This window comes from Streptomyces enissocaesilis, from assembly GCF_039533765.1.
GTDB lineage: Bacteria > Actinomycetota > Actinomycetes > Streptomycetales > Streptomycetaceae > Streptomyces > Streptomyces enissocaesilis.
Genome location: NZ_BAAAUD010000042.1, coordinates 73,403 through 83,758 on the forward strand (window position 1 = coordinate 73,403; position 10,356 = coordinate 83,758).

Annotated in this window: 5 protein-coding genes and 2 pseudogenes; 3 read left to right on the forward strand and 4 right to left on the reverse strand. The window is 75.2% G+C overall.

Annotated features, from left to right (window positions below; genetic code table 11):
* Nucleotides 1-6: 6 nt before the first annotated feature.
* From ABD374_RS21940 to ABD374_RS21950, 3 genes and pseudogenes are all read right to left on the reverse strand, one after another.
* Nucleotides 7-1,221 (reverse strand): annotated as a pseudogene (locus tag ABD374_RS21940) (beta-ketoacyl-[acyl-carrier-protein] synthase family protein).
* Complete coding sequence (locus ABD374_RS21945) at nt 1,218-3,758, reverse strand: MMPL family transporter (RefSeq protein WP_344497298.1); 2,541 nt, start codon at nt 3,756-3,758, stop codon at nt 1,218-1,220. The pseudogene ABD374_RS21940 and the gene ABD374_RS21945 overlap by 4 nt, the downstream one beginning before the upstream one ends.
* The gene (locus tag ABD374_RS21950; protein WP_344497299.1) at nt 3,755-5,038 is read right to left on the reverse strand and encodes a WS/DGAT domain-containing protein; all 1,284 of its coding nucleotides are present in this window, start codon (nt 5,036-5,038) and stop codon (nt 3,755-3,757) included. The genes ABD374_RS21945 and ABD374_RS21950 overlap by 4 nt, the downstream gene beginning before the upstream one ends.
* Before the next feature lie 563 nt (nt 5,039-5,601).
* Here ABD374_RS21950 and bdeA point away from each other — a divergent pair.
* Together bdeA and ABD374_RS21960 are read left to right on the forward strand one after the other, a co-directional pair.
* Nucleotides 5,602-6,537: a bis(hydroxyethyl) terephthalate hydrolase gene (gene bdeA, locus ABD374_RS21955; RefSeq protein WP_344497300.1), complete on the forward strand. Its 936-nt coding sequence runs from the start codon at nt 5,602-5,604 to the stop codon at nt 6,535-6,537.
* 226 nt (nt 6,538-6,763) lie between these two features.
* Nucleotides 6,764-9,601, forward strand: a complete 2,838-nt coding sequence (locus ABD374_RS21960; protein WP_344497301.1) for a helix-turn-helix transcriptional regulator — start codon at nt 6,764-6,766, stop codon at nt 9,599-9,601.
* A 23-nt stretch (nt 9,602-9,624) separates the two neighbouring features.
* Here the strand turns inward: ABD374_RS21960 and ABD374_RS21965 are convergent, their stop codons facing one another.
* Entirely contained in the window at nt 9,625-10,008 is a 384-nt protein-coding gene (locus tag ABD374_RS21965) for a DUF192 domain-containing protein (RefSeq protein ID WP_344497302.1), read from the reverse strand.
* Nucleotides 10,009-10,112: 104 nt separating this feature from the next.
* Between ABD374_RS21965 and ABD374_RS21970 the strand changes: the two are divergent.
* Nucleotides 10,113-10,356, forward strand: a pseudogene (locus tag ABD374_RS21970) (prepilin peptidase); the annotation flags it as partial.

Below are 10,356 nucleotides of genomic sequence, written 5' to 3' on the forward strand. Positions count from 1 at the left end.
TCGGCTTCAGCCGGTCCGGAAGACGAGGGCGGCGTTCTGGCCGCCGAATCCGAAGGAGGTGTTGATCGCCGCGGCCATGGGAGTGGGCCGGGGGCTTTCGTGACGATGTCCAGATCGACGTCGGGGCTGTCGCAGTTCGCCGTGGGCGGGAGGGTCTGCCGCTGGAGGGACAGTACGGTGCAGGCGGCCTCGACCGCGCCGGCGGCGCCCATGCAGTGGCCGAGGATGCTTTGAGCGCGGTGACGGGCGGTGGGCGGTGGAAGACCTCGCGCAGCGCTTTGTACTCGGCGAGGTCACCAGCGGGGTGCTGGTGCCGTGGGCGTTGACGTGGTGGATGTCGCCGGGGTCGAGACGCGCGTCGCGCAGGGCGGTGCGGATCGCCTGGGCGGCGTCGAGGCCGTCGGGGTCCGGGGCGGTGGGGTTGTGGGCGTCGCAGGAGGCGCCGTACCCGGCGAGGAACGGCCCGGGACGGGGCGCTGCGGGCCCGGGCGTCTTCGGGGCGTTCCAGGACGAGCACGGCGGCGGCCTCACCGAGCACGAACCCGTCGCGGTCGGCGTCGAAGGGCCGGCTGGCGTGCTGTGGTTGAGCGGTGCGGCGGGAGAGGGCGCCCATCCGGTGGAAGCAGACCGCCCCCGCGCGTGACCTGCCGGATTCGGCTCCGCCGGCCAGGACGACGTCGCAGCTGCCCGAGCGCAGCAGATCGCGGGCGGCACCGAGGGCGGTGGCGCCGGGGGCGCAGGCGGTGCTGACGGCCAGGTTGGGACCACGGGCGTGCAGGTCCAGCCCGATCTCCGCGGCGGCCATGTTGGGGATGTTGCGCGGCAGGGCGAGAGGGGAGACGTCCTGGGGACGTCCGGTGACGATCTTGCCGATCTGGGTCTCGTAGTGCTCCATGCTGGCGGTGCCGTCACCGATGACGACGCCTACGCGCTGCCCGTCCCACCGCTCCGGTTCCAGTGCGGCGTCGGTGACGGCTTCCCGGGCGGCGACCAGGGCCATCTGGGTAAGCGGTCGAGTCGGCAACCGGTGCGCAGCCCCAGCCCCGCCGCGGCGTCGAAACCGGGTACCTGGCGGGAGAAGTCCACGGCCAGGCCGACCAGGAGCGGGTCGGGGGCGGCGGTGGGGCGGCCGGTCAGCAGGTGGCCCCAGGTCGCGGCGGTGCCGATACCGGCGGGAGTGACCGTGCCGATACCGGTGACCGCGATGTCGCGTCCGCTCATACGTGGAGTGCCCCGTCGGAGTCGGCCGTACCGGAGTCGGCCGTACCGGAAAGGAGCCTGCCGAGGTGTTCGGCCGCGGTGGCGAGGGTGGAATCCGCGCCGAGCTCGTCGGTGAGCTGCGCTCCGGTCTGTTCCTCCACGACCAGGGCGAGTTCCACCAGGGCGAGGGAGTCCAGGTCGAGTTCGGCGAACGTGGCGTCCGGACGCACCAGGTCGGCGGGGATGCCGAAGGTGTCGACGAGGGTCGTGGTGATCACGCTGTAGGGGTCACTGGCAGGCATGGCGTACTCCTTGGTTCTCGGGTTCTCGGGCCAGGCGTCCGCGGGGGACGGCAGTGCCGGCGGGGAGTCCACCCCCGCGTCCCTGGGGGTGGTGCGGGCCGCGGGACGGCCGGCCTTGGCGGGCCACCAGTTGGCGCCTCCGGCGATGAACAGGGCGGCCGGGACGAGCAGCATCCGCACGAGGGTGGCATCGATCAGTACCCCGGCGAACAGGCCCACCCCGACTTCCTTGATGGCGATGACACTGCTGGTGGTGAAGGCCGCGATGACCACCAGCAGCAGGCCGGCCGCTCCGGTGATGACCGAGCCGGTGTCGCGCAGACCCACCGCGACGGCGCGGCTGTTGTCCCCGGTGAGCAGGTACTCCTCGCGCACCCGGGAGAGCAGGAACAGTTCGTAGTCCAGGGAGAGCGCGAAGAGAACCACCAGGACGACGACGGGCTGGGTCGTCTCCACGTACCCGATCGGGGTGAAGCCGAGGAGCCCGGCGAGGTGGCCGTCCTGGAAGACCCACGTCATCACGCCCAGGCAGGCGAAGGTGGAGAGGCCCGCCGTCAGCATGGCCTTGACCGGAACCAGGACCGAGCGGAACACCGCCAGCAGCAGTACGGAACTGGCCGCCAGGGCCAGGCCCACCACCAGCGGAAGCCGTGAACTCAGCGCGTCGGCCGTGTCGGCGTCCACCGCGGCGTTCCCTCCCAGGAGGACGTCGGTGCCCGGGGGCGGGTCCAGTGCCCTGACGTCGCGTACCGTCCGGAGGTCCGCGCTCGGGCCGCCGGAGCTGCTCACGGCCACGAGCGCCGCATCGTGGCGTGTCGCCATGACGTCGGCACGTGAGGTGCTGGGCAGCTCGGAGACGCGGTCCAGCCAGCTTCCGAGCGCGTGTCGTCCCGCTGCGGTGTCGGCCGGGGCCGGGAGCAGCACCAGGGCCTGGACAGACGGGCGTCGCAGGGCGGGGAACGCCTCGCTGACGTGGTCGGAGACGCGGCGCGAGACGGAGGAGGCCGGCAGGGTCTCTTCGGTGATGCCGCCGAACGTGGTGTGCGCGGCCGGGGCCGCCATGGTCAGCAGGACGGCGGTGCAGGCGGTCAGCCACATGACCGGCCGCCTGGCGACCCGCACCGCGAGGCGCCACCACAGCGCGCCCCGGGCGTATTCGGGCCGGGGGTTTGCGCGCAGCCGCTTGCCGGCAGGACGACCGACCAGCCGTCCGGTCGGACGTCCCCCTTCGATGCGGGGACCGAGGAGGAACAGCAGCGCGGGCAGCAGGGTCAGAGCGGCGGCGGCGTCGGCGACGACCACCGCGCATCCCCCGATGGCCAAGGACCGCATGAAGGTCAGCGGGAAGAGGGCCAGCGTCGCCAGGGCGGCGGTGACCACGCAGGAGGAGACCAGTACGGTGCGTCCGGCCGTACGCAGGGTCGCCGACAGGGCTTCCGGGACGGTGGCGCACCGGACGCGCTCCCGGCGGAAGCGGCTGATGACGAGCAGCGCGTAGTCCACCGCCAGCCCCAGGCCGAGCATGCTGACGAGATTGACGGCGAAGGCCGACACCTCGGTGAACTCGGAGGCGACGCGCAGCGCCGCCAGTCCCACGACCACCGCCGCCGAGCCGGACAGCAGCGGCAGCAGGGCCGCCGCGAACCCTCGGAAGATCATCATCAGCAGGGCGAACAGCAGCGGCGCGGCCAGCACCTCGGCTCGTACCAGGTCCTGCTGGGAGCGGGCGCTCGCCTCCTGAAGGAAGGCCAGTGGGCCGCCGAAGGACAGCGTGACGGCTTCCGGGGCCCGCAGGGCCGCGCGAAGGTCGCCCAGGGTGCGTCGCTTGGCCTCCTCGCTGCTTCCGCGCACGGTGACGGGCATCAGGGCGGACCTGCCGTCCGCGGCCAGAGCGGGCATGTTCCGCGGGCCGGTGTTCCGCGGGCCGGTGCCCACCGGTGTGGCGAGCGGAGCCACGGCGGGACCGGTGACGGCGTCCCGGACCTCACGGGCCAGCTGCGGTCCCGTGGGCCCGTGGCGAGTGGAGCGGAAGAGCAGGAGTACGTCGGGCTCCGTGGCGCCGAACCGGGCGGACATCTGGGTCTGCGCACGGGCGGACTCGGTGTCGGGAGCCGTGAAGCCACCCCCCACCAGGCGGTCGAACACGCCGACGGCGAGCACCAGGCAGACCCCGGTGAGCAGCAGCCAGAGCGTGAGTACGGTCCGTGGCCGGCGCCCCGCGGGGTGGGGAACGGGTCGTCGCGCGGGGGAGATCACCGGGCGGCGAGGAGGTCGACCTGGTGCACCCACAGCCGGGCCAGTGCGTCGAGGTCGGGGACCACGCGGTCCGCGACCAGGTACAGGTGGGCCCTCCCCCCGAAATCGGTCAGAGCGCTTGCCAGGTACTGCCCGGAGGGCAAGAACATCAGCGGCATTCCCGCCATGACCGTGCGGCCCGCGAACGAGGGACTGACGGCGGGCCCCGGCACGTAGGAGGCCAGCATGGTCGTCCATCTCTGGTGGTACGCCAGGTCCAGTTCGAACCTCCCCAGCAGCTTGGCGAGCGCTCTGACGAGCGCTCCGATGTGCGGGTCGTGCAGGGAGGTCCGGATCCGGGCCGTGGCCGCCGTGACCTGGGCGAGCCGTTGTGCGGGATCGTCGATGTGGCACGGCAGCCGCACCCAGGACCTGGTCGTCTGCTTGCTCAGGTGGCCGTCGCCGCCCTCCTTGCCCTGCAGACTGATGGGCACCAGAACGCGGACCGGCCGGCCGCCGGCCAGCCACGCGGGGTCGGGCGCCCAGGCCCGCAAGGCGCCGGCCAGCGCTGCCAGATACACGTCGTTGCACGTCACCCGGTGGGCGGCGGCGGCCTCGCGCATCCGGTCCGAGCCGACGGTCCCCCACGTGTACTGGAGTTGTCCGGTGAGCCGGGTCGAAGGCGGCAGCGGCTGCGCCGCCCGGCCGCGATCGCGCACCAGCGCGCGCGCCTCCCGCCACGCCGTCGCCCACGCACCGCCACGCCGGCCCGCGGCCGCCCCGGTGCGCCGACGCACCACACGGCTCGGTGCCGGCCCGCCACCCAGCACACGGCCGACGATCTCGGACAGCAGCAGCCCGTCGAAGTGCGCGTGATGGCCCCGCAGCACCACGGCGAACTCGCCGGGCTCGTAGCCGTGCAGCAACCACACCCCCCACAGCGTGTCGGGCAACGGCTCCGCCGCCAGCTCCCCCAACGCCGTGCGCAGCCCCGCCTGCCCGGAGCCGGGAGCCACCGGGAACTCGAAGATCTGCTCCTCCACGCGGAAGGGAGCGTCCATGGCATCCACGGACCGCCGACGGCGCGCGGAGTCCGGCCGCGCGTACTCCCGCAGCTGGGGGTACGCGTCGACGGCCACCCCGAGCAGCAGGCCCAGCTCCTCGCGGCTCGGTGGATCGCCGGCGCACAGTGCCACCACACCGATGACGACAGACGTGGCCGGATGCGCCGCCTCGTAGGCGAACCACCTTCGGCTGAGCACTCCCGGACGTGACGCCGTCTCCGTGGTGGCCGTGTGCATCACATGCAACTCCTTGTCCGGCAAGCCGGTTTGCCCGGACCCCGACTGCCTGAAATCTTCCAGCTCGTACCCTATGCAGCCTTGCTGTGATCCATACCCGCCCGGGCTGCACTCTGCCGCTCTCTATCGCCCGGATGGCCGAACGGCCGAGCGCCCGGACGGCCGAGCTCCCGGACAGAAGCCGCACGGTCCCAGGGCTGCCCGGATTCCGCCGGCCTCCCGCGCGACGCACCGCGAGGCGAAACCGCGGTCATCCCCGGACGGACGGCGCGCGGTGGCCCCGAGGCGGAGGGCGCCGGCCGGGCTTCACGTCCGGCCCGCGGGGCCGGTTCCCCCTGGTCCGCCGGTCTCGGCCCATCGATGCGGAGCCGGTTGCTCCGCGGCCGTGCCCGGAAGGCCGGTCCCGGAAGACCGGTGAACTCGCCGATGTGTGCCGGCCGAGGGCGCCGCGAACCTGGCTACCGCCAATCAACACGGCGGCAGCTGTCGGTGCACCCGAGGGCCCCGGGACGACGGGCCCTGTTCCCCCGGTGCGGCTCCGCCACGACCGAGAGGACCCCCTCGTGCGACACCTCCTCCCCTCCGGCGACGCCTCCCGACGCCGCCGTACCCCCTCGAAGAGCCGCTCCCGTACGGTCCGCCTCGGGCTGGCGGCGGCCGCGGCGGCCACCGGCCTGTGCGCGACACTGGTCCCGGGCGCCCAGGCCGCGGCGGACAACCCGTACGAGCGTGGTCCGGCGCCGACCGTGTCGAGCATCGAAGCCGCCCGCGGCACCTACGCCGTCTCGCAGACCTCGGTCTCCTCGCTGAGCGTCACCGGCTTCGGCGGCGGCACCATCTACTACCCGACGTCCACCGCCGACGGCACCTTCGGGGCGGTGGCGGTCTCGCCCGGCTACACCGCCTCCCAGTCCAGCATCGCCTGGCTCGGTCCCCGGCTGGCCTCCCAGGGCTTCGTCGTCTTCACCATCGACACCAACAGCACGCTCGACCAGCCCGCGAGCCGGGGCCGGCAGCTCCTCGCCGCGCTCGACTACCTGACGGAGCGCAGTACGGTCCGTACCCGGATCGACAGCACGCGGCTCGGCGTCATGGGGCACTCGATGGGCGGAGGCGGCGCCCTGGAGGCGGCCAAGAGCCGTACGTCGTTGCAGGCGGCGATCCCGCTGACCGGCTGGAACCTCGACAAGTCCTGGCCCGAGCTGCGCACGCCCACCCTGGTGGTGGGAGCCGACGGGGACAGCGTCGCTCCGGTCTCCTCCCACTCCGAGCCGTTCTACACCTCGCTGCCCAGCACCCTCGACAAGGCGTACCTGGAGCTCAACAACGCCACCCACTTCACGCCGAACACCTCCGACACGACCATCGGGAAGTACAGCCTCTCCTGGCTGAAGCGGTTCATAGACAACGACACCCGCTACGAGCAGTTCCTCTGCCCGCTGCCGAGGCCGAGCGCGACCATCGAGGAGTACCGCGGCAACTGCCCGCACAACTCCTGACACGGCCAGGCGAGTTGCCGGTGGCGGAAGTGGCGCCACCGGCAACTCCCCGTACCCGTACCGGCCGGCGCCCGCGGACGTGAGCGTGTGCGCGTACGCCGGCCGCTGTGCCGGTGCACAGTGGCCGGCGGCCCCGGTTGGGGACCCGCCCAGAGTTCCCCGCCCGCGCCGGTACGGGCGGACGCGAGCCTTCCGGGTCCGGTTACGCGGAAGTAACGTAACGGCCGTGACCCCATCGACGACCGTGCGCAGTCCCCTCCGGCTGTACGGCCGAGACGGAGAACTCGCCTCCCTGGAGACCCTGTTGGCCCGCCTGAGAGCCGGTCGTGGTGGCGCGCTCGTGCTCACCGCGCCCCCCGGACTCGGCCGCAGCGCCCTCCTGCGCCACGCCATGGACAGCTATCGCGAAGGACCGGTGCTGTACGCCGCCGCCGCCCCCGCCGAACAGCTCCTGCCCCACAGCGGACTGCACCAGCTGCTCAGCTCGGCCCCGGACCCACTGCCCGCCCCGCCCTCCGCGACCGCCCCGCCCTCCGCGACCGCCGACGTCCTGCGGCCCGGCCTGGCACCCACGGCCCTGGCCCTGCTCGACCTGCTGCGGACCCTCGGTGCCCGCCGTCCGCTCCTCGTCTGCGTCGACGACGCCCACGCCTGGGACCGCGACTCACGCGCCGCGCTCGGCTTCGCGGCCCGCAGGCTCACACCCGGCCTGAAGGTCGCCGTCCTCGTCACCGTCCTCGCCCCCGTGGCCCGCCACCCGGCCGGTGGCCAGGACGCGTTCGGCGGCCTGCCCGCCCTCCGGCTCGGCCCGCTCGACGACCACGCGTCCGCCACCCTCCTCGACCGGCTGACGGACGGCCGGGCCGATCCCGCCGTACGGGAGGAACTGTGCCGCGAGGCCGCCGGAAACCCGCGGATCCTCACCGGAGCGGCCGAGCGGCTCACCCCCGACCAACTGGCCGGCCGCGCCCCCCTGCCCCGTCCGCTGCCGGGCGCCGAGAGCGTCCTGGAGGCTTACGCCGCCCTTCTCGACGCCCTGCCCGACGACACCCGGCTGCTGCTGCTGTTCGCCGCGGCCGCGCAGGAGCACGAACCCCACGGGACCGGCGCGGACGCGGTCCTGCTGCTGCGCGCCGGGCAGGCGGCCGGGCTCGATCCCGGCTGCCTGGAACCGGCCGAGCGGGCCGGCGCGGTCCACGACGACGGCGTACGGGTCCGCTTCACCCATCCGCTGCTGCGCACGGCCCTGCTGCGCCGGACCCCGCTCGCCCGCCGCCGCGCCGTGCACCACCTGCTGGCCGGCCTGCTCGACGGCCCGCACCGTACGCTGCCGAGGCTGGTCCAGCGGGCCTGCGCGGCACACCGGTACGACCCGGCACTGGCGGAGGCGCTGGCCCGGGCCGCCACCGCGCCCCGGCCGCACGCCGACCGCGCCGTGGCGCTCGCCCGGTCCGCCCTGCTCTCCTGCGACGACGCCCTTCGCGGCGCCCGGTTCGCCGCGGCGGCGGAGCACGCCTGGCTCGGCGGCGACCCCGGACGGGCCCGCGACCTCCTGGCCCAGGTGCGCGTCGTACCGGCGCCCGGACACGTCCATTACGTACGCGGGCTGCTCGCCCTGCGCGACGGGCCGGTGGCCGACGCCCGGGAAGCCCTGCTCACCGCGGCGGCGCTGCTCGCCCCGCACGACGCCGGCCGTACCGTGGACGCCCTGCTCGGCGCCGCCGACGCCGCCTGGGCCATGGGAGACGCGCCCGCCTTCCTCGACGCGATGGGCCGCATCCCGCTGCCGCTGCCGCGGCCCGACCCGGCGCTGGAGGCGTACCGGGCGGGCATGTGCGCGGTGCTCGGCGGGCGGGGGGAGCAGGGGCGCGCTCTGCTGCGCGGCTGCCTGCCCCCCGCCGCCGGCGGCGACGCCCCGGCCGGCGGCGATACCCCGACCAGTAGCCACGCCCCGGCCGGCGGCGACGCCCCGGCCGCGCTGCTGCGCACCGGAGTCGCCGCGCTCGTCCTCGGCGAGATCGAGGCGGCCTGCCGGGCCGGGGCCAGGGCGCTCGCCGCCGTCCGCGCCCACGGCCCGGAGTCCCTGCTGCCGCAGGCCCTGGAGCACCTCGCGTACGGCGAACTGCGGGCCGGCCGGCACGCCCGCGCCCGCGTCCACGCGAGCGAGGGTCTGCGCGCCGCCCACCGGCTGGGCCAGCGCAACAAGGCGGCCCACCTGCGGGCCGTGCTCGCGCTCGTCGCCTCCGTCGAAGGCGGCGCGGCTGCCGCCGCCGAGCACGCCGAAGCCGCCGCGGCGGACGCGGGCCCGCACGGCCTCGCCCAGGCCGCCACCCTCGCCACCTGGGCGGTCGCCCGCGCCGACCTGGCCGAAGGCAGACCCGCCGAGGCGGCCGCACGCCTCTTCCCCCTGGTCCGCCCCGGACCGCTGCGCGGTCACTTCGCGGCCCGGATGCCGGCGGTGCCGTGCCTCGTGGAGGCGGCGGTGCTCGCGGGCCGCGCGGCCGAGGCCGCCGCGGCGGTCGAGGAGTTCGAGAGGTGGACGGCCGCGACGGCCGACCCGCAGGCCCCCGCCCAACTGGCCCGCTGCCGGGCGCTGCTGGCCCCTCCGCACGAGACCGCCGCCCGGTACCAGGAGGCGCTCGCCCATCACGCGCGGGCGGGCGGCGGCTTCGAAGGCGCCCGCACCCAGCTGCTGTACGGGCAGTGGCTGCGCAGGCAGCGCAGGACCCGGGAGGCGCGCGGACCGCTGCGTGACGCGCTGGTCGCCTTCGAGCGCTGCGGTGCGCGGGTCTGGGCCGGGCGCGCAGCCGGGGAACTGCGCGCCGCCGGGGAGGCGGTGGCGGGGGACGCCGGCACCGGCCCGCTGGCCCGGCTCACCCCTCAGCAGCAGCGCATCGCGCGGTGCGTCGCGCAGGGCGCGACCAACCGCGAAGTGGCGCTCCGGCTCTCGGTGAGCCCGCGGACCGTCGACCACCATCTGCGGAACGTCTTCGCCGTCCTGGGGGTGCGTTCACGCATCGAACTCGCACGACTGCTGGACCGTGACGAGAAGAACCCCCTCTGACACGGCCGGCGCGGCCCCGTTCCTCAATCACCGGACGGACCCACCACCGCCCACACCCCTACGCGCACCCCGGGCCGCACGCCCCACCCCTCCATCGCGCCCGCCTCCGCCTCCAGCACATGGCGCGCCCGCGGCCGGGGCAGACCGAGCCGCCCCGGCGCCGTCGTCCGTACGGCGACGACCCTCAACTCCCGGTCGAGGTACGCCACATCGATCGCGAAACGCATCCCGAAGGTGTGCACACTGCTCGCCGGACTCAGCAGCATCGCGCCCACGATCCCGTCCCGGCCCAGCAGCCCCCGCGTGCGCGCCCGCGCGGACACCGCGATCTCCAGCGGCACCGCGGGCCCGTCCCGGAGACCGTGTCCCACCGTCAACCACCCCGGCCCGTCCCGCCGTCGCCCCATGACGCCGACGGTAGTGCCCCCGGCGCCCCTCCCCGCCGCCGTGGGCCCCCTCTGGGCCCACGGGCCCATGACCCGGCCCCCGGCCCCGGCCTAGGCTCCGTGCCGTGTACGCCACGCTGATCGCGGCCGCCGCCCTCTGGGGCGCCGCCACCGGACTGCTCGTGCCCCGCGCCGCCCACCGGCTCGCCGTCGAGCCGCAGGAGCCCTGGCGTGCGGCCTGTCCTGCCGGGCACCCCTTCACCGGCCCCGCGCGCGGCTGGCTCGGCACCGCGCGCTGCGCGGGGTGCGCGGCGGCGGTGCGTGCGGGCGCCGCCGCGCCGGTACGCGCGCCGGCCGGCGCACCGCACC

Coding starts and splice junctions, on each gene's coding strand:
- ABD374_RS21950 (WP_344497299.1), bottom strand. CDS start 5,038: ATGCACACGGCCACCACGGAGACGGCGTCACGTCCGGGAGTGCTCAGC.
- ABD374_RS21965 (WP_344497302.1), bottom strand. CDS start 10,008: ATGGGGCGACGGCGGGACGGGCCGGGGTGGTTGACGGTGGGACACGGT.